The organism is Pseudomonas leptonychotis, assembly GCF_004920405.1.
GTDB classification, from domain to species: domain Bacteria; phylum Pseudomonadota; class Gammaproteobacteria; order Pseudomonadales; family Pseudomonadaceae; genus Aquipseudomonas; species Aquipseudomonas leptonychotis.
Window position 1 is genome coordinate 1 of the sequence record NZ_RFLV01000004.1, and the last position, 25716, is coordinate 25716.

Annotated in this window: 20 protein-coding genes and 1 tRNA gene; 15 read left to right on the top strand and 6 right to left on the bottom strand. The window is 58.6% G+C overall.

Annotation, left to right across the window (positions count from 1 at the left end; all coding sequences use genetic code 11):
- Positions 1 to 181: 181 nt before the first annotated feature.
- The 3 genes from D8779_RS16705 to D8779_RS16715 are packed head-to-tail and all read left to right on the top strand — an operon-like array spanning position 182 to position 3747.
- Positions 182 to 841: a paraquat-inducible protein A gene (locus D8779_RS16705; RefSeq protein ID WP_136665612.1), complete on the top strand. Its 660-nt coding sequence runs from the start codon at positions 182 to 184 to the stop codon at positions 839 to 841.
- Entirely contained in the window at positions 828 to 1451 is a 624-nt protein-coding gene (locus D8779_RS16710; RefSeq protein ID WP_136665613.1) for a paraquat-inducible protein A, read from the top strand. Before D8779_RS16705 ends, D8779_RS16710 begins: the two co-directional genes overlap by 14 nt.
- Complete coding sequence (locus D8779_RS16715) at positions 1444 to 3747, top strand: PqiB family protein (RefSeq protein WP_136665614.1); 2304 nt, start codon at positions 1444 to 1446, stop codon at positions 3745 to 3747. Before D8779_RS16710 ends, D8779_RS16715 begins: the two co-directional genes overlap by 8 nt.
- Positions 3748 to 3799: 52 nt before the next feature.
- Here the strand turns inward: D8779_RS16715 and mksF are convergent, their stop codons facing one another.
- From mksF to mksB, 3 genes are all read right to left on the bottom strand, one after another.
- The gene (gene mksF, locus D8779_RS16720) at positions 3800 to 6634 is read right to left on the bottom strand and encodes an Mks condensin complex protein MksF (RefSeq protein ID WP_136665615.1); all 2835 of its coding nucleotides are present in this window, start codon (positions 6632 to 6634) and stop codon (positions 3800 to 3802) included.
- Positions 6631 to 7326: an Mks condensin complex protein MksE gene (mksE, locus tag D8779_RS16725; RefSeq protein ID WP_136665616.1), complete on the bottom strand. Its 696-nt coding sequence runs from the start codon at positions 7324 to 7326 to the stop codon at positions 6631 to 6633. The genes mksF and mksE overlap by 4 nt, the downstream gene beginning before the upstream one ends.
- Positions 7327 to 7425: 99 nt before the next feature.
- Positions 7426 to 8667, bottom strand: coding sequence for an Mks condensin complex protein MksB (mksB, locus tag D8779_RS16730; RefSeq protein ID WP_136665617.1), 1242 nt, complete (start codon positions 8665 to 8667; stop codon positions 7426 to 7428).
- A 286-nt stretch (positions 8668 to 8953) separates the two neighbouring features.
- On the opposite strand from mksB, the gene D8779_RS16735 reads away from it, so the two are divergent.
- From D8779_RS16735 to D8779_RS16790, 12 genes are all read left to right on the top strand, one after another.
- A complete protein-coding gene (locus tag D8779_RS16735) occupies positions 8954 to 10009 on the top strand; it encodes a DUF6160 family protein (RefSeq protein ID WP_136665618.1) in 1056 nt (351 codons plus the stop codon).
- Between the two features lie 2 nt (positions 10010 to 10011).
- Complete coding sequence (locus D8779_RS16740; protein WP_136665619.1) at positions 10012 to 11055, top strand: hypothetical protein; 1044 nt, start codon at positions 10012 to 10014, stop codon at positions 11053 to 11055.
- Positions 11045 to 11650, top strand: a complete 606-nt coding sequence (locus tag D8779_RS16745) for a DUF6160 family protein (protein WP_338109875.1) — start codon at positions 11045 to 11047, stop codon at positions 11648 to 11650. The genes D8779_RS16740 and D8779_RS16745 overlap by 11 nt, the downstream gene beginning before the upstream one ends.
- 13 nt (positions 11651 to 11663) lie before the next feature.
- Positions 11664 to 13997, top strand: coding sequence for a DUF6160 family protein (locus D8779_RS16750; RefSeq protein ID WP_136665620.1), 2334 nt, complete (start codon positions 11664 to 11666; stop codon positions 13995 to 13997).
- 216 nt (positions 13998 to 14213) lie between these two features.
- On the top strand, positions 14214 to 15311 hold the full coding sequence (locus D8779_RS16755) for a carboxynorspermidine decarboxylase (protein ID WP_136665621.1): 1098 nt from the start codon (positions 14214 to 14216) through the stop codon (positions 15309 to 15311).
- Between the two features lie 109 nt (positions 15312 to 15420).
- Positions 15421 to 16665 (top strand): saccharopine dehydrogenase family protein, encoded by a 1245-nt coding sequence (locus tag D8779_RS16760; RefSeq protein ID WP_136665622.1) that lies wholly within the window; start codon positions 15421 to 15423, stop codon positions 16663 to 16665.
- Positions 16666 to 16951: 286 nt separating this feature from the next.
- Positions 16952 to 18499, top strand: coding sequence for a 2-isopropylmalate synthase (locus D8779_RS16765; RefSeq protein WP_136665623.1), 1548 nt, complete (start codon positions 16952 to 16954; stop codon positions 18497 to 18499).
- Positions 18496 to 19308: an energy transducer TonB gene (locus D8779_RS16770; RefSeq protein WP_136665624.1), complete on the top strand. Its 813-nt coding sequence runs from the start codon at positions 18496 to 18498 to the stop codon at positions 19306 to 19308. Before D8779_RS16765 ends, D8779_RS16770 begins: the two co-directional genes overlap by 4 nt.
- Positions 19309 to 19364: 56 nt before the next feature.
- Entirely contained in the window at positions 19365 to 19817 is a 453-nt protein-coding gene (rimI, locus tag D8779_RS16775) for a ribosomal protein S18-alanine N-acetyltransferase (RefSeq protein ID WP_136665625.1), read from the top strand.
- 214 nt (positions 19818 to 20031) lie between these two features.
- Positions 20032 to 21942: a bifunctional metallophosphatase/5'-nucleotidase gene (locus D8779_RS16780; RefSeq protein WP_136665626.1), complete on the top strand. Its 1911-nt coding sequence runs from the start codon at positions 20032 to 20034 to the stop codon at positions 21940 to 21942.
- An 87-nt stretch (positions 21943 to 22029) separates the two neighbouring features.
- A complete protein-coding gene (gene can, locus D8779_RS16785; protein ID WP_136665627.1) occupies positions 22030 to 22674 on the top strand; it encodes a carbonate dehydratase in 645 nt (214 codons plus the stop codon).
- Between the two features lie 3 nt (positions 22675 to 22677).
- Entirely contained in the window at positions 22678 to 23586 is a 909-nt protein-coding gene (locus D8779_RS16790; protein WP_136665628.1) for a DMT family transporter, read from the top strand.
- Between the two features lie 95 nt (positions 23587 to 23681).
- On the opposite strand, the gene D8779_RS16795 is transcribed toward D8779_RS16790, so the two are convergent.
- From D8779_RS16795 to ychF, 3 genes are all read right to left on the bottom strand, one after another.
- The gene (locus D8779_RS16795) at positions 23682 to 24350 is read right to left on the bottom strand and encodes a hypothetical protein (RefSeq protein ID WP_136665629.1); all 669 of its coding nucleotides are present in this window, start codon (positions 24348 to 24350) and stop codon (positions 23682 to 23684) included.
- A 96-nt stretch (positions 24351 to 24446) separates the two neighbouring features.
- A tRNA-Met gene (locus D8779_RS16800) sits at positions 24447 to 24523 on the bottom strand.
- Between the two features lie 77 nt (positions 24524 to 24600).
- Complete coding sequence (ychF, locus tag D8779_RS16805; RefSeq protein ID WP_136665630.1) at positions 24601 to 25701, bottom strand: redox-regulated ATPase YchF; 1101 nt, start codon at positions 25699 to 25701, stop codon at positions 24601 to 24603.
- Between the last annotated feature and the right edge of the window lie 15 nt (positions 25702 to 25716).

Here is a 25716-nt window from a genome sequence, read left to right on the forward strand (position 1 = left end):
GGTTTCCCCATGTGAGAGTAGGTCATCGTCAAGCACCTACACCAAAACCCCCGATCAGGAAACTGGTCGGGGGTTTTACTTTGTGCGACGAAAAACAAACCACCCACGGGCGAGCCTTTGATAGGCAGCGGGCCGGGTCATGGCTATGATGCCTCGGTGCGCTTTCATTAGAGTTTTTTACATGGGCGATGCGGCACTTCCCAAGACATTTTCCGGGCTAAAGCTTAAGCAATTGATAGCTTGCCACGAGTGCGATCTATTGTTGCGTAAACCATCGGCCTCAGCTGGGCAGCGGGTTGAGTGTCCGCGCTGTGGCTATGAGCTGTATACGCACCGAACACAGGTTATACGCCGCAGTATGGCCTTGGTAATCGCAGCGTTATTGCTGTACATACCCGCCAATTTTTTGCCGATCATGCACCTCAACCTGCTAGGGCAAGCGACTAAGGATACGGTCTGGACGGGCGTAATTGGGCTTTATAACAGCGGTATGCAAAGTGTGGCTGTGGTGGTGTTTCTGTGCAGCATGGCGGTGCCTTTACTCAAGCTGCTTATTCAATTTGCCGTGTTGTTGAGTATTCGCCTGGATATTGGTCGCAGTTATGGTTTGTTGCTTTACCGCATTTATCACCATATGCGTGAGTGGGGCATGCTTGAGGTTTACCTGATGGGCATTCTGGTGGCCATCGTGAAGCTGGTTGATTTAGCCGAGTTGAGCATTGGTCTGGGGCTATTGTGTTTTATTGCATTGTTGTTGGTTCAGGTCTGGCTGGAGGTGACTATGTCGCCGCATCAGATATGGGAAGCTTTGTCAGGAGAGGATGAATATGAGGGCGATTGATGCGGGGCTGATGATTTGTCATGAATGCCACCAGCTCAACCCCATTCAGGCTGAGAGCGCTAAGCAGTTCTGTACACGTTGCGGTGGACAATTGCATGCGCGCCAACCCAACAGCCTGGCCCGTACCTGGGCACTGCTGCTAACAGCTGCAGTGCTGTATATCCCAGCTAACGTGCTGCCGATCATGACCGTCAACTCGTTGGGCAAGGGCCAGTCTGACACCATCATGTCGGGTGTTATTGAGTTAGTGAATTACGGCATGCTGCCTATAGCCGCGGTAGTCTTTATCGCCAGTATTCTGGTGCCGACTTTCAAGTTGGTCGGTATTACCTTGCTGCTGTATTCGGTGCAACGCCATCAGCCGATGTCAGCCCGCCAGCGAGTGCTGATGTACCGCTTTATCGAATGGATAGGGCGCTGGTCGATGCTGGACATCTTTGTCATTGCGATACTGGTCGCAGTGGTCAATTTCGGCAGTTTGGCCAGTATTGTGCCCGGTTATGGTGCGATGGCATTTGCTAGCGTAGTGGTGCTGACCATGTTGGCGGCTTTAACCTTTGACCCGCGCTTGATATGGGACAACACGGACTCAGATGACCACCATGAATGATTTGCCGTTGGCCAAGGCCCGCCCTGCTTCAAACTGGTCGGCCATTTGGGTGTTGCCGCTGATTGCGCTGCTGATTGGCGGCTGGCTCGGTTGGCGTGCCTACAACGAAGCCGGTATCGAGATCCAGGTGATGTTCGAGAATGGCGACGGTATTCAGCCGGGGAAAACAGAGGTGATTTTCAAAGGCATGCCCATCGGCAAGGTAACGGCTTTGGAATTGGACGATAGCGGTCAGCGACGCGGAGTGCGCGCCACCCTGGAAATGGACAAGCGAGTTGAGCAGCACTTGCGCACCAATACACGCTTTTGGTTGGTTAAACCGAGCGTTTCGTTGGCGGGCATCACAGGGTTGGAAACCCTGGTTTCAGGTAATTACATCACTGCCAGCCCCGGCGACGGCGAACCTACAGATAAATTCACCGCTCTGAGTGAGCCGCCACCACTGGCTGATACCGTGCCGGGTTTGCATCTAACCCTTAAGGCTGAGCGCTTGGGTTCGCTCAACCGTGACAGCCCGGTGTTCTATAAGCAAATTCAGGTTGGGCGGGTAAAAAGTTATGCCCTGATGGAGGAACAGAATCTAATTGAGGTCAAGGTGTTCATTCAGCCTGAGTTTGCCTCTTTAGTACGCAAACATACGCGCTTTTGGAACGCCAGTGGTGTCTCCATCGACGCAGGGCTCTCGGGCGTTAAGGTGCGCACCGAGTCATTAGCCAGCATCGTCGCAGGCGGGATCGCATTTGCCACCCCAGAGCATCGTACTGACAGCCCGCCGACTAATCCCAGTCTGCCATTTCGCCTGTATGAAGACTTTGACAGCGCCCAGGCTGGCATTCGCGTGTCGCTTAAGCTGCATGAGTTTGATGGATTGGAGCCGGGCCGCACGCCGGTGATGTACAAGGGAATTCAGGTCGGTCATTTGAAGACCTTCAAGATTGATCAGGACCTCAACGGTGCGCGCGTGGAGCTGATGCTGGATCCGCGTACCGAAGACTATCTGGTCGAAGGCACGGATTTTTGGGTGGTTAAACCTTCGATCTCACTGGCCGGTATAACCGGTCTTGAGGCGCTGGTTAAAGGCAACTACATCGCGATTCGACCGGGCGAGGCGGGTAAGGCGGCGCAACGTGATTTTGTGGCTAAAGCCAAAGCCCCGCCACTTGATCTTGCCGCGCCGGGTTTGCACCTGGTGTTGTTCAGCGACACGCGCGGCTCTCTGGAAGTGGGCAGCCCGATACTGTTCAAACAGGTCAAGGTTGGTTCAGTGCAAAGCTTCCAGTTATCGCGCGATGACAAACAGGTGGCTTTTGGGGTGCATATCGACCCTGAGCACGCTCACCTGGTGAACAGCAGTACACGCTTCTGGAATGCCAGCGGTATTACCCTCAAGGGAGGCTTGTCGGGTATCGAGGTGAAAAGTGAGTCATTGCAGACCCTGTTAGCCGGCGGCATTGCCTTTGAAACGCCCAACCCTAGTGCGCCCAAAGGAAACAAGCGGGTCGAGCGCTTTACCCTCCACGACAACCAGGAAGTGGCCCTGCAAAAAGGTGTGGAGCTGACTATACGCGTGCCCAGTGGTGATGGTTTAAGTCCAGGAACGGCGATTCGCTACAAGGGCCTGGATGTTGGCAAGGTCGAAAATATCGAGCTGACTGACGACCTACAGGCCGTGATTCTGCATGTACGGGTCACTCAGGCAACTCAGCAGATTGCCCGAGTCGGCACGCAATTTTGGGTGGTCAAGCCAGAGGTCAGCCTGACCCGTGCGGCCAATCTGGAAACCTTGGTCAGTGGTCAGTACTTGGAGGTGCGCCCGGCGAGTAAGCCCGGTGCCGTGCAAACTAATTTTGTCGCGGCCGAATCGGCACCTACGCAAAATGCCCGCGAACAAGGTTTGCGTTTGGTGCTCAGTGCTGCGCGACGCGGTTCGATCAAGCCGGGAGTGGTGGTCAGTTACCGTGAAGTGCCGGTCGGTAAAGTCACCCATTTTGAGCTGGGGCCGACGTCTGATCGGGTGCTGATCAATATTCTGATTGAGCCGCGCTATGCGCCGTTGGTGCGCAGCGGTAGCCGTTTCTGGAATGCCAGCGGGATTGGCGTAGATGCGGGCTTGTTCAGCGGGGTGAAAGTGCGCACTGAGTCGTTGGAGGCTCTGCTGGAAGGCGGTATCGCCTTCGCGTCACCGGACAATCCGCAGATGGGTGGGCCAGCGCAACCAGGGCATACCTTTGCCTTGTATGACGAGGTCAAGGATGAGTGGTTGCGCTGGGCGCCGAAAATACCTTTGGCCAAGTAAGCCATAACTAACGAGGGCCGCATTAGAGGCCCTCGTTAGTTATGGGGGGGTATCACGCCGGTTCGCTGTCGGCCACAAGTGCTGTGCTGCTGGCTTTGGCGTTGTCGCGACGTTGGATATATTTCCAATCCGCCTCGTCGATATAGATGCCGTTCGGCCCGCTGCCGCCTTCCAGGTCGATGGCCACGTGGGCCGAGACCTGCGGTTTAACCGAGGCTAGGATCGGCACGAAGCCTAGTTGCAGGCTGGTTTCGATCAGCGCCTGCTGGTTTTTCTCATCGATGTCCGCCGCCTCGTCCAGGTAGTACGGCAAGCGCACCTTACCGGCCTGGTCGCGGTCCATCAGGTGCAGCAACAGGTACATGTTGGTCAGCGCCTTGATGGTCATGGTGGTGCCGTTGGAAGCTGCGCCATCGATGTCGGTGTGGATCACCGGTTGGCCATGCACCTTGGTGATCTCAAAGGCCAACTCGAACAAATCCTTCAAACCCAACTGGTTATGGTTGGCCGCCACCAGGCGCGACAGATAGTCCTTGGCCTCTTCGTTCTTGCTGTCTTGATCGCTGCTCTGTTGCAGGTCGAACACCGAGAGGGTTTCGCCCTGTTCGTATTGGCCTGCGCTGTGGATGATCTGGTCGATGTGCTTGAGCGCGTCTTTGTTCGGCGCCAGGACGATGCGGAAGCTTTCCAGGTTGGAGACCTGGCGCTTGTTGATTTCGCGGTTGAACAGCGCCAGCTGGTGTTCGAGGTTGTCGTAGTCACTGCGGATATTGCGCAGGGTACGGGCGATGTCGGTAACGGCGGCGCGGCGCGCTTTGGCCAGGGTGAGGGCTTCGTCCTGGCGGTGGGCGTAGGCGTTGACCAGCAAGTGCAAGCGACGCTCAACATCATCTTCACTGTCGAACTTGGCCACGCCCTTCAGGCGCACTTGCGCATAGAGCGCCTCGATCTGCCCGTCGATGCGTTGCAGGCCTTGCCAGGCGTCTTGGTAGTCGTTGAGCAGCGGCAGCAGGTTATCCAGGCTGTCGTCAATGGGGTCAGTGAACGGTGTTCCGAAGGGCAGGTCCGCCGGCAGTAACTGGCGACGACGCAAGGCGTCTTCCAGCGTGCGCTCCTTGGCTTCCAGGTCGGCGAGTTGACGGCCGACCAGTTGCAGCTTGGCGGAGAGCTGCTGTACGCGTTCGGTAAAAGCATCCGAGGTGCGCTTGAGTTCATCCTGGGCCGCTTCCAGCTGGGCCAGCTGTTCCAGTTTGCCGTTTTCTTCGACAGCCAGGGTTTGGCTGCGGCGGAAGTCTTCCAGGGCCTTCTGTGCATCCAGTACGGCCTGATACAGCTGCTCGGCTTGCGCCTTACTCGCCGCACGGTCCGAGGCAACGGCCTGCTGGGTTTTCAGTTGTTTGTATTCGCGGTCGAGGCGGTCTTTTTGATCACGCAGGGCCGCGCGGTCGGCCAGCGCTTGCAAGGCGGGTGGTTCGATATGCGAGAGGTCGATGGACAGGCCCGGCACCTCAAAATGCTCGCCTTTGAAACCATCGAGAATGGCTTCCAGGGATTTCACCCAAGCATCGCCCTCAGCAACCTGAATGCCTTTTTCACCCAGTGGTAGGCTGAACAGCTGGCCGTTGAACAGGCGCATCAGACGATCGACGTCGGCCTGGGAAAATTCTTCGCGCAGGCGTGAGTAGCTGTTGTTGTCGGCGTGTTCGAGCTGCTGCTTCACCGATTTCAGGCGTTTTTCCAGGTCGCGCAGGCGCTCATCTAAATCTTCGGAGGAGAATTGCCGCGACTGTGCCAGGGCGCCGGCCAGTTCGTCGTGGGCGTCTTTGGCGGCGAGCAGTTGTGCTTCGAGTACGCGTGCGTCCTCAATCAGGGCAAAGCGATTCTTTAAGACCGAAAGCTCGCCGAGCCAGCGTTGAATTTCGCTGATCTGGCGCTCCATACGCATCAGCTCGGCCGTGCCGCCGCGCTGTTCATGCTGCAGGCCGTCCTGCTCGCCTTGGTAATGCTCGGCCTGGATCACCAGCTCTTCGCGGCGCGCGCCAGCATAGTCTTGCCAGGTGCCGAGCAAGGAATCGAGTAGCGGCGAGATGCGGTGCAGTTTGCCGCGCAACAGTTCGCGTTGGGCCACGCCGGCCGCTAGGGCTTCGATTTGTGGGCCGGCGGTGACCAGTGCTTGGTAATCCTGCTCCATGCGCCGTACGTCGCGGAAGGCTTCTTCGGTGGCGGCGATATAGTCGACGCTCCCCGAGCGCAGGCTGTGTTCAAACGCATCAAGGAACAGCTGCTTGAGTTTGGCCGCAGTGATCTCGCGCATGTGCAGCAGGTTAATAAACAGGGCGCGGAAGGTCTTCAGGCTCTGCTCGCTGGTGGAGCGCAGCGGAATCAGGGTCAGGTCCAGCGGCACGGAGGTATGCCCGCCGACCAGTAGGCGGCGCAACTCTTCCGGCTTGAGCTCGTAGGCTTTGATGCCTTCGCGCTCCAGGTTATTGAACAGTTCGCGCTGACGCAGGCAGGTGCCGTTTTTCTGGTAGTGCTGCAGGTCCAGGGTGCCCTGGTAGGCAAAGAACTGGTGGCCAAAACCGCCACCTGGGCCGCGTCCGGCCACGCCGATTACATGCGGGCCGTGAGGCAGGACCACTTCGACCAGGATGTAGCTGGTGTCGCTGGCGAAGTAGAACTTGCGCGACTGCTCCAGGCTGTACTTGCCGAAGCTCATGTCGGACATGCGCGCCAGAATCGGAAATTGCAGAGCGTTGATCGAGGCGGATTTACCGAGGTTGTTGGCGCCATACACCGACAGCGGATTTTCCAGGGGGAACAGGCCAAGGCTGTAGCCGGCGGTGTTCAGTAGGGCGAAGCGGCGAATGCCGTAGCGTTCCTGGCTCATGCAAGGGTCTCCTGAGCATCGCGTTCTTCAGCCATGGCGCGGGCCAGGGCATCTTCTTCGGATTCGTCCATGTCAGCTTCGGCGAGGCTGATTATTTCGTCTTCTTGTTCATCGTCCAGTAGCACTGGGGTCGGTAGCGGCAGGCTGCTGTGCAGGGTCGCAGCGAGGTCGCGATCCTGTTGCACCGACAGGCACACATCGAGGAAACGGTGCATGGGGGCGAGGAAGCGGTAGATGCCGTTGTCCTCGCTGGCAAAGCCCAGTTGGCTGAGGCGGCGCATGACTTTCTCCTCCAGCTCCTCAACGCTGGTGACTTCGGCTTGGAGGAACAGATCGCGGTATTTTTCCAGCAGCGCCGGCAGCTCGTCACGGCCGAGGCTGCCGCCATCGAGTACGGCCAGCGGGTCGCGGCCTTGGTCGGCCAGATGCTCCACCAGAATAAAGGTGAACAGTGCCAGACGCTGGGCGGTCTTGTTGACCTGCGCGCCCATTTGCTCAGGGACGAAGTAGTAGAAGCCGCGGCTGTCGCAGGTCAGCTCATAGCCCAGGGCCTTGAACAGCGCGCGGTACTGGTCCTGCAGGTTGGACAGCTGAGCATACAGCTCCGGGTCGCGGCGGCTGACGTGGTAACCCTTGAACAGCTCACGGAAGATCGGAGCAAGTTGGGTCAGTTCTTTCAGGTCAATATTCATACGCAATGCTCGCAGGCAGTCGTAGGGTGGAAAACCGTGTTTTCCACCGGGCAGTCGGAGGTGGTGGACAAGCTGCGCGTTGTCCACCCTACGCAAGGTTCAAGCATGGGGGCTGCTCAGCAAGGCAAAGGAACTTAGGCTGAGCTGATGCTCGGCAGTCAGATAGTCGCGGCGCTCAAGGCGTTCGCGCTGGAAGCGAGCGTCGCGCGATAGGCGTGAAAACCAGTAGAGCAATTCATCGGTGGCGCCTTCGGGCTCCTGCTCCAGCAGCCAGACCATCAGGTCAGGCAGCGGCAGCGCTTGTTCACAACGCTCGAGCATTTCGCGCGCGGTGCGTGGCGCGCGCGGGGCTTCGCCCTTGCGCGTGGTGTGGGCTTTGGGAAATTGCGCGGGCTTAGGCTCGAAGCGGGCCAGGGCATAAACATAAGCCTCGACCTGCGAGGCGGTGCCGAGAAAGGTGCTTTGCGGGCGGCTGAACAGTGGCAGGGAGGCTTGCGGCACGGCGTCCAGGCCTTTTTTACGGATTGCCGCCAGGGCCAGGGCTGCGCCGCGGGTTACGGCGTTATGCCGGCGCGCCTCTTCGCGTAGGGGTAATAGCAGCTCGCGAGCACGGCGCAGGGTCAGCTGGGCGGTGGTCTGCATTTCCAGGATGCGCGCGTGGGTGCGCAACAGCAGGTCATCGTCAACCAGTTGGCCGAGGCGTTGCTGTTCGCTAAGCAAACGCAGCAATACGTGTTCGACGCGGTACACGCCCTGTTCGAAGGCGCCGTCGGCGGCGACCAGCTGGATCATCGGTTCGACGTACTCATCCCAGGTCGCCAGTACTTCAGCGTAACGTTGACGCAGGGGGATCTGTCGGTCGCTGGTTTTGGCTCGGTCGGCCACGGCAACCAGCGCCTGCTCATCGTTGGCCAGCTTCTTCAATACATCGCGTACGCGCATATCCAGCAGGCGCAGTTGGCGGGCCAGGTCGTTGGCGTCGCGTACCTCAAACGCATCCTTGATATAGCCAGCCAGGCGTTCGAGGTGACGCAAGTAGGCTTCGATCTCCAGGCACAGGCCCAGGCGATGCTCGCGGCGCAGGTAGGCGAGGAAGTCGTGAATCTGCGCATTCAGCTCAAAGCGATTAGGGCTCTTGGCCACCGGCACCAGGATATCCAGGCGGATCCATTGGTCGAGCAGGGCCGTCACATCGGTTGGTGTGCCTTCGGGCAACTGCGCGGCGAGCTGGTTGCGCAGCTCCACCAGGCTCAAGGTGCCGGCATCGAAGCGCTCACACAGCGGCTCAAGCAACGTCCAGTGTTCAGCAAGGGCGCGCAGTACGCGCTTGGGATCAATCATCGGGGCATCCGCTCCGCGAGCTTTTCGCAAAAAACGCCGATTGTACTGCAAGCCACGGTCAAGGCTTGAGTGTCAGTCATCGTCTGCTGATATGCCTGGGCGCGTGTAACCGAGGTTGTGGTGATGGGTAACAGCGTGGTGGCCGCCTGGCTCGTGCTGGGGCGCGGTTCTGAGTTTTTCTCGACTATGGGTCGGCACGCTCAGGCGACTGGTTTTTTATAGTGTTAATCAAGGCGTGGAGTCCGTTGGGCTCTGCCATTCAAATAAGAACGACAGGGAATCAGCCATGCGTCCGACCCTTGGTTTTGCCAACACTGCGCTCGCGTTGATCTGTGCTGGATTAATCAGCGCGACTGCTCAGGCCAAAATGGTGGAGTTGGCGGATAACGAGTTATCGGAGGTGACCGGGCAGGCGTTTATTAACCTGGCGACGGATAGCAATGCGGGCATTGATTACACCCGGATCAATTTTGGCATGAACGTCGAGACTCAGCTGAATATGAAGAAGCTGCAGCTTGGCCAATACAACGACGCAGTTACTCGGCCGGGTGAGATCGCGGGCTCTTCAGATCTGTTGATTAATAATTTTGCATTGGGCACGGTCAATGCCGACGACACCATCAACCCGTTCAAGATCGCCAATCCTTTTCTCGAACTGGCTTATTCCGGCAACAAGGTGGTGGGTGTGCGGATTGGCTTCGGTGAGGCCAAGGGTATTTTGTCGGGGGATATTCAAAGCCTGACCGGCAACATTCCAGTTCATATCAAAGGGACTGCGGATGCGATTTATAACAGTGCTAACGCTGGGCAGAGGTTGGCGTTGTTCCTAGGGGGGATTTATCGCACCAGCGTACTAGAAGCCGATGCCCAGCTAGTGGCGCCCAATGGCGCCGCAGATCCCATTCGTGCCGGTATGTCGGGGATTAAGAATGGTGATGGTCTAAATTGCACCAGCGGCTGCTTGCCGGGGATCTCCGATGCCGCGCTGGCCATTATCAAATCTAACGGCTGCGCTTTGCTTGGTATCCAAACCTGTTTCTCGTTATCGCAATTTCAGTCTCTGCCCGTGGGTAACATGGCAGTGAGTGACTCGGCGGCAACCGCCGCAATTGAAGGGGCCGCCAAGGGCTTCTTTATCTCCATGCAGACCCAGGATGTTGCCTGGCGTGACATGGACAACAATTCGCTGATCAATACATTGAAAGGGGCCTTTATGAATCTGCCCAAATACCGTGATGCCAACGGCAACATGGTGGCCCCGATCAATATCGATTTTGACCAGGCCTTCAACGGTATTCCTCGCCAGGACACGTGTCTGGGCACTGCTACGGCGGGGTGCTAATCATGCGCAGGCTGAGTGTGGTAGGCGCGATGCTGTTGTCGGCTGCGGCCCAGGCAGAGCTGCAAGCCTTGGATGATCAGGAGCTGTCCGCTGTTCAAGGTGCCGGATTTGGTTTTGTGCTGGACGGGATCTTGATGGATGCCTCCGGTGCGGTGATCACCATCAATGACATTAATAATGCCTCGGGGCAGAACGTGCCGATTGCGGTGAAGGAGTTCTACCTCGGGGCAACCGGTAGCAATAAAGGCGCGAACCTGAACCCGGTGAACATTGGTCGGCTGGATCATCCGTTTGAGATCACCCTGGCCAAAGGCGAGAGCCTGCGCACGCTGCGCGATGACGGCCAATGGGTGCAGACCACACCGAGCAATATCAGCGTGCTGGAATTCAAGTTCCCCGAGCGATTAACCGGCGCGGGTGGGCAAGCCTGTATCAGCGGTTATGCGGCTGCCGGGAGCAACTGTTCCAGCCGTGCATCCGAGCGAGTCGACCTGGGCATTCGTTTCGATTTTCAGGTGGCCGCCGGGCGCACCGACATCATCAATCTCGACTTCAGTGAACTGGTCATGGATGGCAGCTACCTGCGGTTGTGGGGAGACGATCCACGGGGGCAGTTGGTGGGTGAAGCACGGGTAAATATTTTCGCCAAGAGCCTGCAGCTGATGTCCTGCGCAGCGGGTACGGCCAATTGCACCACCGCGCAGGAACAGACCGCTCGCACCCTGACGCTGAGCAATGCCTACGCCAATATTTCTCTGGGTTATGGCAAGAGCCAGCCGTTGTTGTTTGATGTCAGCAGTAACGGCCAGTTTGTGCTGGAGCTGCCCAATCCTGTGACCCGCGCCGCCAATGGCAGTGCGCGCCCGTTGGCGGCGCGTAATGCGATTGCCAGTGATTTCTATGCCAACGCTCCACGCACCAATATCGTGATTGATAACCTCAAAGCCGGAACCGGGAGCTTTTCTACGGGGGGCTACAACTTTGGCTACAACGCCATCCAGGGGCTCAGCATCAACTACCTGAAGGTGACCAGCCGTGATCTCTAAAACTTGGTTAGCCCTCGGTGCGCTGTTTGCCTTGCCGGCCTATGCCGAGCTGCAGGCGCTGGATGATGACACCTTGAGCGGCATGAATGGCCAAGGCGGGGTTTACCTGTCGGGTGAGTTCAGCATCAACAAGGACGGCGGTGTGCTCTGGAGCAAACCGGCCAGCAACAACCCCAGTACCTGGACGGCCACCCAGCGCAGCTGCGCCAATGCGGGAGCCACTACGCCGGAAAATTGCGGTATGCGCGTAGCGATTCGCTCTGAGGCCGATGGTGGCTGGTATGTACTGGACAACCTCAAGGGTGTGTTCAGTTTTGAAGGGCTGACGCTGCGCACCCGCACCATCAACAGCGGTTTTGGCGGGGATGGTGCGGCCTTCAATCAGGATGTGCTGGAGTTCGGTTTGCCCAACGAGGTGAAGTTCAAGGACGGCAGTTTCGCCTTTGGTGTTGCCAACCAAGGCGGCTGGCAGAACAAATCGCTGAGTGTGGCCAATGGCGGTAATCCGTCGTACCAGCAGACCAATATCTTCTCGGCGAAGATCGACGGCACCATCCGCATGCAGGGCAACGTGCTGGTCTTCCCACAGAATTGAGGAGTGTTGAGCCATGCCCCGTTATTCGCTGTTATTGCTCGCGCTCTTCTGCCCCTTAGTGACTCCCCTGGCGCAGGCCATGCAGGCGCTGGATGATCAGGCGTTGTCCGCCGTCAGTGGACGCGATGGTATTAGTCTGCAAACCACTGGCGGCGGCTGGTCGGCCGGCAGTGTTAATTACATTCAGGATGGTCAGACCCTCAGCCTCAAGGGCGTCAGTGGTAAAGCGCAAACGGCTGGCAGCAGCTCGACCACCACGCTGGATGTGGTCGGCGATCAATTGCAGGTGCAGCACAGCGGCAGTGCCCAGGTGCTGAGCATCGATAACATCGAACTGGCCGGTAGCAGCAAAAGCTTCGGTTCCTTTCGCGCCTTTTTCACCCTGGGCGCCACACTCAAACTGAGTGGCGGCGGGGCCAGTGGCGTTAGCGGTTTCAGTGTGGATGACAGCCAGCTGTCGCTGAGCGCGGCGACTTTCTATTACCGCGACAATGGCTTTGATCTGATCGTCAAAGGCCTGTCGTTCGATACCTACCTGAACAACGCTTACCTGGATATCGTCAGCGGCGGCAACGGCCAAGAAATCAAACTGGACCTGGGCACTTCGCGCTTTGTTGGCTCGATTGCCGGTATCGGCCTCGATCTGGCCCATGGCGACCCGACACTGGGTGTGGCGGTTACCCCGGGTAGCCCGGACCTGCGTGACGTTGATGCCCAGCGCAGCTTTGGCAAGCTGAACATGGACCTGCGCTTGGGTGGCAGCATCAGTATTGCCGGCGGCGGGGCCAGCGGCGAGGGGTTGCGGATCAAGCCCAATATCACCATCGCTAACAGCCTGTTCCAGTATCAGGACGAAGGCGTGCTGCGCGCCGAGAACTTCGCCGGCAGCCTAATCAGCAACGCCGGCCTAACCCTCGATTTAGAGCAGGACGGCGCTGGCAGCTACGCCAAAATTGCCTTTCAGGATCTCAAATTCAACGCCACCCTTGGCGGCCTGATCATGGGCAACCCGAGCAATCAAAAACTCGGCGGCCTGGCGCTGGAGCTGAACTTCCTCGATCAGGGCGCGCGGCAGAACTGGTTGAAACTGCGGCCGGGCGGTGACCCCAACTCCGGGCAGAAGGGCATCAGTGCCGATCTCAGTTGGAATATGGTCAACAGCTCGCTGGCGCTCACCGATAACGGCAACAGCATGTGGTTCAGTGGTCTGCGTACCCACGGCACTGGCCAGTTCACCTTCGATCTGACCAAGAGCTGCGCGGCGGGGGTTAGCACCAGTTGCTATGCCGGCAGCAACAGCGACCTAAACAGTGGTGGCTACAACGGTCATTTCGATGGCATGCGCCTGGGGCTGAAGAATGTGGTGGGCAGTTACAGCTTTGATGGCTTGCGTGTCGGTGACGCCAATGCACCGCTGCAGGGCGGCACCGAGTTGCTGGTGCTGATGGAAATCTTCCCCGCCTATGACTTTACCCTCAATGGTCAAATTACCCTCAAGGCCGGTGGTGCCGTGGGCGATGGCCTGCGTTACAACGCCGACTTCTATATTACTGAGGCCAATGCGGCGGTCACCGTGGATGAAAATGGTCGCGGCCTGTGGCTGTCCGGCAGCAGTTATGAGATGCACTATCGCGAGGGCTCGCTGGATATCAGCAACAACGGTGTCGAGCTGCGTAAGGGCACCTATTGGTCGAAGCTGGATGTAGGCAACGTGCGTTGGGGCGATCGGCTGACCGGCCGCAGCATCGGCCGCTTGGTGCTCAAACGTTATGAGCAAGGTTCAACCCTGGCGATTAGCTCGGGTGGGGCTGGCGCTCTTTGTGTCGGCGGCAGCGGCAGCTCTTCCGCGACGTGCAGCGCCAGTGGCGGGCGCTGGGAAGACCGTGGCAATGAAGGGCTGTCGGTCAAGTTGAAGAACGTGTTCGTGCGTGATGGCTCCGGCAATCCGGCCAACGCGGTATCGACGAACGAGAAGCGCAACCAGATCATCATTGAAACCGGGCGGGTCAACGGGGTGAATGGCACAGGTAGTCAGTTGGTGGTGGACAACTTCCACACCTCCGACGGCACCCCGAATAATCCCAATGCCAACACCTACGGGTTTAATGTCGACCTTAATCTCGACGTGGCACCGACCAAGGTGTGCAATAAAACCGGTTCGGGTTGCACGCCAGTGACTCCCGACCCGCTTGGTTTTGCGGTGAACGGACGGGTGCATTTCAAGGAGGTGAATATCGACCGGATTCAACACGTACACCCCACCGGCGGTGCGGTGACCTCGATGTTCGGGATCAAACTGCAAAACGCCGACATCCGCGCCAATCTCACCGCGACGCCAATCAACTAACCGTCATGGCGCTGTAACCCCCGTGCTGCATTCTCCCGGCGGTCATATTGAATGGCTGCTGGTTTGCTGCTGTGCGCCACCAACGGTCGTGCAGTCGACGAAATATCCCCGTTGCTCTTTCGATATGCCGCTGTTATCGGCACAATTCGCCTCCACTTTTTGGGGAGGGGTCAGCGCAGCTGATTTCTTGCCGGCCGACCTTGTATAGGCATACAGATGATCAAGACGCCGTACTACCTCATCGACAAGCAAAAGCTGCTGGGTAACCTGGAAAAGATCGCCTACGTGCGCGAACACTCCGGGGCCAAGGCATTGCTTGCGCTCAAGTGCTTTGCCACCTGGTCGGTGTTTGACCTGATGCAGCAGTACATGGACGGCACCACTTCGTCTTCTCTGTATGAGCTCAAGCTCGGTCGGCAGAAGTTCGTCGGTGAAACCCATGCGTACAGCGTGGCGTGGGCTGACGATGAAATCCCTGAGATGCTGGCTAACTGCGACAAGATCATCTTCAACTCCATCGGCCAGCTTGAGCGTTTTGCCGAAGCTTCTGCCGGCAAAGTGCGCGGCCTGCGCGTTAACCCGCAGGTGAGCAGCTCGGATTATCTGCTGGCCGATCCGGCGCGACCATTCAGCCGCCTCGGCGAGTGGGACCCGGAAAAGATCGCCACGGTGATGGATAAAGTCTCCGGCTTTATGTTCCACAACAACTGTGAGAACGGCAGCTTTGAGCTGTTCGATCAGATGCTCAGTACCATCGAAGAGCGTTTCGGCCATCTGCTGCAGCAGGTTGAGTGGGTCAGCCTCGGTGGCGGCATTCATTTCACCGGCGAAGGCTATCCGCTGGATCAGTTCTGCGCGCGGCTCAAGGCCTTCTCCGAGCGTTTCGGCGTGCAGGTGTATCTGGAGCCGGGCGAAGCGGCGATTACCCTGAGTTCTTCCCTGGAAGTCACGGTCCTCGACACCCTCTACAACGGCAAGCACTTGGCCGTGGTCGACAGCTCGATCGAAGCGCACCTGCTTGATCTGCTGATCTACCGGCTCAACGCCAAGATGGAGCCCTGCACTGGCGAGTACACCTACATGGTGTGCGGCAAGTCGTGCTTGGCAGGCGATATCTTCGGTGAGTACCAATTCGATCGTCCGCTAGCCATCGGCGATCGTCTGTCGTTTATCGACGCTGCGGGTTACACCATGGTTAAGAAAAACTGGTTTAACGGCCTGAAAATGCCGTCCATCGTGGTGAAGCAACTCGACGGTAGTGTTGAGGTGGTTCGCGAATTTGGTTTTGACGATTACCTGTCCAGCCTCAGCTGATCCGTAGGGTGGACGGCGCTTTTTCCGTCCACCTTTCGGCGATCGCGCTGGTGGATGAGAAAAGCGTCATCCACCCTACGAGCTAACAATTGAAGGAGAGATAAAGAAATTGAAAAAGAACGTTCTTATCATTGGTGCAGGAGGTGTCGCCAAGGTGGTGGCCCACAAGTGCGCGCAGCACAACGACGAACTCGGTCGTATTGCTATCGCGTCGCGCAACATCTCCAAATGCCAGGCCATCATCGACAGCGTAAAGGCCAAAGGCAGCTTGAAGCAGCCGGCTGAAATCCAGGCCTATGCCCTCAATGCGCTGGATATAGAAGCAACTAAGGCACTGATCCGCGAAACTGAATCGCAGATCGTCATCAACGTGGGTTCCTCCTTCCTTAACATGTCGGTGCTGCGCGCCTGCATTGATACGGGTGTGGCCTATCTTGATACCGCCATTCACGAAGAACCGGGCAAGGTCTGCGAAACGCCACCTTGGTACGGTAACTATGAGTGGAAGCACCTGGCCGAATGCCAGGACAAGGGCATCACTGCCATCCTCGGTGTCGGTTTCGACCCAGGTGTGGTTAACGCCTATGCCGCGCTTGCGCAGCAGCAGTACTTCGACACGATCGAGTCGATCGATATCCTCGACGTCAACGCCGGTTCCCACGGCAAGTACTTCGCCACCAATTTCGACCCGGAAATCAATTTCCGTGAATTTACCGGTCAAGTCTGGAGCTGGCAGAACAGCCAGTGGACCAGCAACAGCATGTTTGAAGTCAAACGTACCGACGATCTGCCGGTAGTCGGTGAACAGAATCTCTACCTGACCGGGCATGACGAAGTGCATTCCCTGTCCAAGCACTTGAACGTACCTAACGTGCGCTTCTGGATGAGCTTCGGTGAGCACTACATCAACGTGTTCACCGTGCTCAACAGCCTAGGCCTGCTTTCCGAGCAGCCGGTGAAAACCGCTGAAGGCCTCGAAGTGGTGCCGTTGAAAGTGGTCAAGGCTGTGCTGCCTGACCCGTCGTCGCTGGCGCCGGGTTACAGCGGCAAGACCTGCATTGGTGACCTGGTCAAAGGTACTAAAGATGGCAAGCCGGCCGAGCTGTTTATCTACAACGTGGCCGACCATAAAGACGCCTATGTTGAGACCGACAGTCAGGGCATTTCCTACACCGCTGGCGTGCCGCCTGTAGCCGCTGCGCTGCTGGTGGCGCGTGGTGAGTGGGATGTGTCACGTATGGCCAACGTTGAAGAGCTGCCGGCTGCGCCGTTCCTCAAGTTGCTCGACGTGATGGGCCTACCGACCCGGATCAAGGACAAGGATGGCGATCGTCCTTGGGATCAAGCGCTCTGATCGGCTAGCGTTAGCTCGATCGATTAGCCTGAAAACGCCCACCATTTTGGTGGGCGTTTTGCTTTCTGGTGCAAATCCACCGTCGCTTGTTGTTGGTGGATGTAAAGAGCGACATCCATCCTACGTGCAGGCTTGTGCGATCAAGCCGTGGGAGGGGCTTTAGCCGCGATGGGGCGTTGGTGTGCGCCGCGCTTCCCGCCTGCGGCATTTCACGCGACAATCAACCCCTATCGACACGCGCCCCGACGTCGGGTGCGTGCTACGGCGACTCCGTGAGGAAACCAGCATGAGCAGCAGCGATCGCGTCATTATTTTCGATACCACCCTGCGCGACGGCGAGCAGAGCCCGGGCGCGTCCATGACCGGTGAGGAAAAGCTGCGCATCGCCAAGGCCCTGGAGCGCTTGCGCGTCGATGTGATCGAGGCGGGTTTTGCCATCGCCAGCCCGGGCGATTTCGCCGCGGTCAAGGCGATTGCTGACAGCATCAAGGACAGCACGGTGTGCAGCCTGTCGCGTGCCCTGGACGCGGATATCGACCGCGCCGCCGAAGCGCTTAAGGGCGCCAACTCCGGGCGTATCCATACCTTTATCGCCACCAGCCCGATTCACATGCAGTACAAGTTACGCATGCAGCCGGATCAGGTGGTTGAGCAGGCTGTGCATGCGATTAAGCGCGCACGCAATCTGTGCAGCGATGTCGAATTTTCCTGTGAAGACGCCGGGCGTTCGGAGCTGGATTTTCTCTGCCGTATCGTCGAAGCCGCGATCGATGCTGGCGCGCGCACCATCAATATTCCCGACACGGTTGGCTATGCGATTCCGCATGAGTACGCAGAAACCATTCGCCAACTGCTTAACCGCGTGCCCAACGCCGATAAAGCGGTGTTCTCGGTGCATTGCCACAACGACCTGGGTCTGGCCGTAGCCAATTCCTTGGCCGCGGTTGTGGCGGGTGCGCGGCAAGTGGAGTGCACCATCAACGGCCTCGGTGAGCGTGCCGGCAACGCCGCGCTGGAAGAGATCGTCATGGCGATCAAAACCCGTGCTGACCTGCTGGGCGTGCACACGCGCATCGATACGCCGCATATCCTCAGCACCTCACGCATGGTTTCCGGCATCACCGGTTTTCCGGTGCAGCCGAACAAGGCCATTGTCGGCGCCAACGCCTTCGCCCACGAGTCGGGCATTCACCAGGATGGCGTGCTCAAGCACCGCGAAACCTACGAGATCATGTCCGCTCAGTCCGTGGGCTGGCACACCAACAAGCTGTCGTTGGGTAAGTTGAGCGGGCGTAACGCCTTCCGCTCGCGCCTGGATGAGCTGGGGATTGTGTTGGCCGGTGAAAGCGAGCTGAACGCCGCCTTTGCCCGTTTCAAGGATCTGGCCGATAAGAAGCACGAGATTTTTGACGAAGACCTGCAAGCCCTGGTCTCCGACACCCTTAGCGAAGAAGCGCCGGAGCACTTCAAGCTGGTGACTCTGGACGTAGCGAGCAAGACCGGTGAAGTGCCGCAGGCTCAGGTGGTGATCAGCGTTGATGGCGCCGAGCATAAAGCCAGCGCTCATGGTTCAGGCCCAGTGGATGCCACCTTCAAGGCCATTGAGTCGATCGCCCGTTCCGAGGTCAGCCTGCAGCTGTATTCGGTCAATGCCATTACCCAAGGCACCGATTCGCAAGGTGAAGTCACCGTGCGTCTGGAGAAGGGCGGGCGCATCGTCAATGGTAACGGCGCCGATACCGACATTCTGGTGGCCTCAGCCAAGGCCTATATCAATGCGCTGAACCTCATGCAGGCGGGGCAAAAAGCGCATCCACAGGCGGCTGACGTTTGATTACAGAGCTTCGTCGCCGTGCTTACCTGAGTGCCATGCAGGTGGCCAGCTGGCTGCCGCGTGTGGAATTGCCCTTTGCTGCACCCTCGCGCCCTGAACTGCTGGGAACGCTTGTCGAGCCTGAAGTCGAGGTGCCGATCCCGCTAGCCGAACAGGTGGTGGAGCAGCGAGTGGCAGAGGCCGCGCCGGCATATCAGCCGCAGGCAGTAGAAGCGCCGATTGCCCGGACAAAAATTGAAGTGCCACGCCCCACTGTGGCGGCGCGTCAGGGCATCTCCCAGGTTGCTGAAACTGAGGCGCAGGTGGTTGAGCCAAAGGTTTCTGTTGCACCGCCGCGCTTTGCCCTGCAACTGCTGCGCGCTGGCGCCTGCGCCGTGTTGGTCGAGTTGCCCACCGGTGAGCCACTGCAAGGGCGTGATCCTGCCTACCTGCTCCTCAAAGACTTGCTGCGTGCCGCCGGCCTGCCCGACAGCCCGCAACTGATTGGCGAGCCGGTGCGCTGGCCGCTGCTGGCGCGCGGGCAAATTGACCAAGGGCCCGATGCGGCGCTGGAATTTGTGCAAAGTTTTGTCGGCGCGCGGCTGGAAGAACAGGAGCCCTGCAGCTGCCTGTGGCTGGTCGGTTTGCCGGCGATTCGCTTTGCCGGTGAGGCGGATGCCGAAGCCTATAACCGCGAACTGCAGGTTGAAGGGCTGGGCGCTGCCTGGGCCTTGCCGGGCCTGGAGTTGCTGATGGATGAGCCCGAGCGTAAGCGCGAGTTGTGGCAGGCCATGCGCCGGGTGCGTCAGCGCTGGTTGGCCAACCATTGAATACATCTTTCCCGGCCTGCGGGTCGAGGTTTCCACTGCTTGCCGAGTCAACCTGAATGAGTGATGCAATCAGCTTCCGCCCGATGACTGTGGCGGATATCGATACGGTGTTGAAGATCGAATACGCCGCTTTTAGTCATCCCTGGACACGCGGCATCTTTACCGACAGCCTGACCTCCTACAACTGCTGGGTGATGTTCGAAGGCGAGCAGCAGGTCGGCCATGGTGTGATCCAGATCATCATGGACGAAGCGCACCTGCTCAATATCACCGTCAAAGCTGAAAGCCAGGGCCGCGGCCTGGGGCTGAAGCTGCTCGAACACTTGATGCAGCAGGCCCAGCAGCAGGGTGCCAATGACTGTTTTCTAGAAGTGCGGGCGAGCAATCAGGGAGCGTATCGCCTGTACGAGCGCTACGGCTTTAACGAAGTCGGTAGGCGTCGTGATTACTACCCGGCCGTTGGTGGCCGTGAAGATGCCTTGGTGATGGTGTGCCCGCTGTTCGACTAGCGCCGCATCACCCTTGAAGTCTTGATTTTGTGGGAGGGGCTTTAGCCGCGAATGGCGTTGAGCGGTTTAGCGTATCGTGCCCTCGCGCCAGGCGCTGACACGATTGGCTACCGCGTGCGGCGTGATCCGCCGCTGACCTGACGCAGGGCTTGTCGCATACTGAGTCGCTGCCCTGCGCGGCCGTTGTGTTCGGCCCATTGCCTAAGGATCTGTCATGCGCCTGTCTGCTGCGTTGCTCGCGGTGTCTTGTCTATTTACCGCCGCTCAGGCTTCCAGCGCCGAGCGCAGCTTTACCATCCTGCACACCAACGACTGGCAATCACGTCTGCTCGGCTTTGGCCCGAACAACGAATATTCCCCGGCCACCACCGGCGATGACGACACCGTCGGCGGTGTTGCGCGTTTGGCCACCTTGCTGGAGCAGCGCCGCGCGGCTGCTGGCGAACAACCGGTGCTGCTGCTCGACGGTGGCGATTTCAGCATGGGTACGTTGTTTCATACCGTGACCCGCGAAACCGGTGGCGAGCTGCGTCTGATGACCGAGCTGGGTTATGACGCCGCGACCCTGGGCAACCACGAATTCGATTTTCGTCCGGCCGGCTTGGCCGCTATGATCAGCTCGGTGCACAAGATCAAGGGCGCTGCGCTGATGCCGCTGCTGTCGAGCAACCTCGGCTTCGATCCCGCGCGCAAAGAAGACGACAGCTTGCAGGCGCACTACCGGGCTGGGCGCATTGCGCCGTACAAGCTGATCGACAAGGGCGGCATCCGCTTTGGTTTGTTCGGCTTGCTCGGTAATAACGCTGTGGCGGTCAGCCCGATGATCAAGCCGGCGGTGTTTTCCGATCCGGTCGCGACCGCCCAGGCCATGGTTGCCAAGCTGCGCGAGGAGGGCGCCGAGGTGGTGATTCTGCTCTCGCACATGGGCGTGGTGCAGCAGGAGGACGGCAGCTGGCGCGGTGAGGAGGTCGAGCTGGTCGAGCAGGTGCCGGGTATCGATATCGTGGTCGGTGGCCACTCGCACACGGCGTTGGCGCAACCTGTGCTGGTTAACGGGCGTACGCCAGTGATGCAGGCCGGCTCTGAGATTCAGCACCTGGGCGAGCTGCGTATGCGCCTGCCGGCGGATGGCAAACCGCAGGTTGTCGACTACCAACTGCATCCGATCAATGACCAGATTGCCGGCAGCGTCGCCATTACCGCCCAGGTCGAGGACTTCAAACAAGTGGTCAGCGCACAGATGCTGGCGCCCAAGGGTTACACCTTCGACCAACCGCTGGCCAAGGTCGACAAGACCCTGACCCGCGCGTATGACGATCCTATTCTCGGCAACCTGGTCACCGATGCCCTACGCCAGGCCACGGGCAGCGATGTGTCGTTCACTGGCAATGGCACCATCCGCGACAACCTGATCAAAGGTCGGCACGGCGTACAGGCCGTGTCCGATCTGTTTCGCATCGCCCCGCTGGGCATTGGCGAGCTGGATGATGCGCCGGGTTATCCGTTGATCAAGGTGTATGTCACAGGGCAGGAGTTGAAGAACCTGCTCGAGGTTCTGCTTCTGGCCTATCAGGTGCGTGAAAGCAAAAGCTATTACCCGCGCGTGTCAGGCCTGCGTTTTGCCTATAACCCCTGGCGCGTGCCGTTTGATCGGGTCAGCAGGATTGAGCTGGGCGACCCAATCAAGGGCTACACCGCGTTGGATCTGGCGGACCCGCGCCTCTACAGCATTGGCGCCACCAGCTACGTGGGCAGCTTTACTTGGCTGGTCAGCGACTTGACCCAGGGCCTGCTCAACGTGCAGCCCAAGGATGCGGAGGGCCGGCCGCTGGCGGCGATCAAGGACGCCATCATTGATGCCGATCCGCAGCAGCCCGGCGTGCAGGAATATAAAGAGTGGCAGGGGCTGCTCGACCATATTCGCAGCCTGCCGGACTTGGACGGCGACGGTCTGGCCGATATTCCGACCCAGGGCGCGGCCGCCGAGCAGCGTATGCGGCGTGCGCCTAGCCTGCAGCCGGCTGAGCTGTACCGCTACGCGGGGCCCTTGCAGTGGGGCGTGAGCCTGGTGCTGTTGGCGGGCCTGCTGCTGATTATCTGGTTGCTGCGTCGCCGACGGGCTTGAGCAGACTGCTGTGATCGAGAGCCGCGCGTGCTTGTCAAAAGCCCGTAGCGCTCCTATGGTGCGCATCGACGAACCTGGGAGCGAAGCATGAGCGATCTACAACACCTCTTCGACAACAACGCGCGCTGGGCCGAGGCGATCAAGGAAGAAGATCCCGAGTTCTTCGCCAAGCTGGCCCAGCAGCAGGTGCCAGAGTACCTGTGGATCGGTTGCTCCGATGCGCGGGTGCCGGCCAACGAGATTGTTGGTCTGTTGCCGGGTGACCTGTTTGTGCACCGCAATGTCGCCAACGTGGTGCTGCACACTGATCTCAATTGCCTGTCGGTGATCCAATACGCGGTCGATGTGCTCAAGGTCAAACATATCCTGGTCACCGGCCATTACGGCTGCGGCGGCGTGCGTGCCTCGATGCAGGATGGCCAGCTCGGCCTGATCGACGGCTGGTTGCGCAGCATTCGTGATCTCTACTACGAGCACCGCGAGCACTTGGCGCAGTTTCCCAGCGAAGAAGAGCAGGTCGACCGCCTCTGCGAACTCAACGTGATTCAGCAAGTGGCCAACGTCAGCCACACCAGCATCGTGCAGAACGCTTGGCATCGTGGGCAGCCATTATCGGTGCATGGCTGTATCTACGGCATCAAGGACGGCCGCTGGAAGGACCTCAACGTTGCCGTTAATGGTATGGAGCAATTGCCGCCGCAATACCGCCTGCGCCCGCTCGGGCAGAGCTGAAGCATGCAGTCTTCCGTGCGTGTCGCGTTGGCCGGTCTGCTACTGGCAACGCTGTGCTGGTCCGGCAATGCCTTGGTGGCCAGGGCGTTTGCGGGTGAAATTCCGCCGTTTGCGTTGTCATTCTGGCGCTGGAGCCTGGCTCTGGTTCTGCTGCTGCCCTTCGTAGCCAAGCCTTTGTGGCGGCATCGCGCTGCACTGCGTGTTGCCGGCTGGCGTCTGTTGGCACTCGCCGGCGTTGGCATCGCCGGCTACAACAGCCTGCTATACGCTGCCGCGCAAACTACGGCGGCAATTAATATCACCTTGGTTAACACCTGCCTGCCGCTGATGACCTTTATTGGCGCGGGCCTGCTGCTCGGCGAATGGCCTCAGCGTCGCGCCTGGTGGGGCATGGCAGTGGCCGCAGGCGGACTGCTGGTGTTGATCAGCAAAGGTAGCTGGACCAGCCTCAGTGGCCTGGCATTCAACAAGGGCGATTTGATCATGCTGCTGGCGGTGGCCGACTGGGCGCTGTATTCGCTACTGCTCAGGCGCTGGGCTGCGTATTTGCTGCCGATCCCACCGTTAGCCCTGCTTGGTGTGCTGATGCTGCTGGGCGTGCCGCTGATTCTGCCGTTCTACCTTTACGAGCTGGCCCAGGGCGCTCACTTCAACCTGACGGCAGAGAACGTGGCCGCCATCAGTTACACCGCGATATTCGCCTCATTGCTCGCCTATCTGGCTTGGAACCATGCCATCCGAGTATTGGGCGCGTCGCGGGCAGCCCTCTCTAACTACCTGATGCCGGTATTTACCGCCGTACTGGGGTGGTTGCTGCTGGGGGAGGGCTTGCAGAGTTATCACTGGCTTGGCGCTGTGCTGATCTTTGCGGGCTTGCTGTTGGGTACGCAGACACAGGTTAAGCGCCGCTAGATAACCCAGCTTTGTGCTAATGCCACTGGTTAAGCAGTGTGGTTGGCAGCCCAGGCGGATCACTTTGAATCAGCGCTACGGTTGTCAGCATTGCTTCAAAGCGCGCACCAGGCTTTGTAGTCCTCGCTTTCAATCAGCGATTTGAGCAATGGGGAGTTTGCTGGCGGAGTAGGGCACTCCCTTCCAGGGTGTTTGCTTCGGAAGCTGGTGCGGCTACTCCATAAAATAATGGGGTTGCTTCCGTGGGCTTTCTCGGCCGAAGCCATCAGTACACCCTCTTTTACTCTCCAGACCATCAGTCCCTTCTCGAATCTTGCCCATGGGCTCTTATCCATACGTGGATAGGCGACAAGGCTTGTAGATAAGTAACCCTGTAGGTCATCAAAGCTGCTGCTCGCAAACTCGATGCGTACGTGGTTTAGCTTTCCTTTAGCAAAGAAGAAAGTGACCAGCCGAGCTTGGATGTTGTTGTAAGCGGTACTGATATGAGCGGAGCATAAATAGTCGTTATGCTTATCAATTCGCTCTCGATCACCCAGGTTGCCATAGCACTTCAGCTTGTGGCCGCGTGCCTGCATGTCGCTGATAACTGATGCCTGGTCTCGTTCTGAATAGAGATCTGGCGCTTCGACGTAGTGAGGCGCCCCAATCCGGTTATACCAGTCAGAAATGGTGTGCTTGTACTGCAGTGGGAGTCTGTCGTAGGCAGTGAGGCCTGCCGCGAATAACATGACAGCGAGCAAGACTACTTTCAGATATCTCATTTGGCTTCCATTCCCGTTGTGGGCGCGTTGTAGTCACATTGTAGTTACTCACGCGCACAAAAAAGGGCTTACCTTTCGGTAAACCCTTGTTTTGTTTGGTGGCTACGCAGGGACTTGAACCCCGGACCCCAGCATTATGAATGCTATGCTCTAACCAGCTGAGCTACGTAGCCGAGTGGCGCGCATTATTCGCGTCTTGGGGTTGGCTGTCAACCCTGTTGAGTGAAAATTTCTGCGCACGATCAAACGCTTACACGTTAAAGCGGAAATGCATGACGTCGCCGTCTTTGACGATGTATTCCTTGCCTTCCAGGCGCCATTTGCCGGCTTCCTTGGTGCCGGCTTCACCTTTGTACTGGATGAAGTCGTTGTAGGCGATCACTTCGGCGCGGATAAAGCCTTTTTCGAAGTCTGTGTGGATCACGCCAGCTGCTTGCGGGGCGGTGGCGCCGATTTTGACAGTCCAGGCGCGGACTTCTTCGACGCCAGCGGTGAAGTAAGTCTGCAGGTGAAGCATTTCATAGCCGGCACGGATTACGCGGTTTAGGCCGGGTTCTTCTAGGCCTAGGGCTTCGAGGAACATGTCCTTTTCTTCGCCGTCATCGAGTTCGGCGATTTCTGCTTCAATCTTGTTGCACACCGGCACCACGATCGCGCCTTCTTCTTCGGCGATAGCGCGCACGACGTCGAGCAGTGGGTTGTTATCGAAACCGTCTTCGGCGACGTTGGCGATGTACATCACTGGTTTGGTGGTGAGCAGGTGGAAGCCGCGAATCACCGCTTTTTCGTCGGTGCTCATGGTTTTCATCAGGCTACGCGCGGGTTTGGCTTCGCTGAAGTGGTTGATCAGCTGTTCCAGTAAACCTTTCTGTACGACCGCTTCCTTGTCACCGCCCTTGGCGTTGCGGGTGACTTTCTGCAGCTGTTTTTCGCAGCTGTCGAGGTCGGCGAAGATCAGCTCAAGATCGATGATTTCGATGTCGCGCTTAGGGTCAACGCTGTTGGCGACGTGAATCACGTTTTCGTCTTCGAAGCAGCGCACCACGTGGGCAATGGCGTCGGTCTCGCGGATGTTAGCGAGAAATTTGTTACCCAGGCCTTCACCTTTGGATGCGCCCGCCACTAGGCCGGCGATATCGACGAATTCCATGGTGGTGGGCAGGATGCGCTTCGGGTTGACAATGGCCGCCAGCGCGGCAAGGCGCGGGTCGGGCATCGGCACGATGCCGCTGTTCGGCTCGATGGTGCAGAACGGGAAGTTTTCTGCCGCAATACCGGATTTGGTGAGGGCGTTGAACAGGGTGGACTTGCCGACGTTGGGTAGGCCGACGATGCCGCAGTTGAATCCCATGGTGTGTCCCTCGCG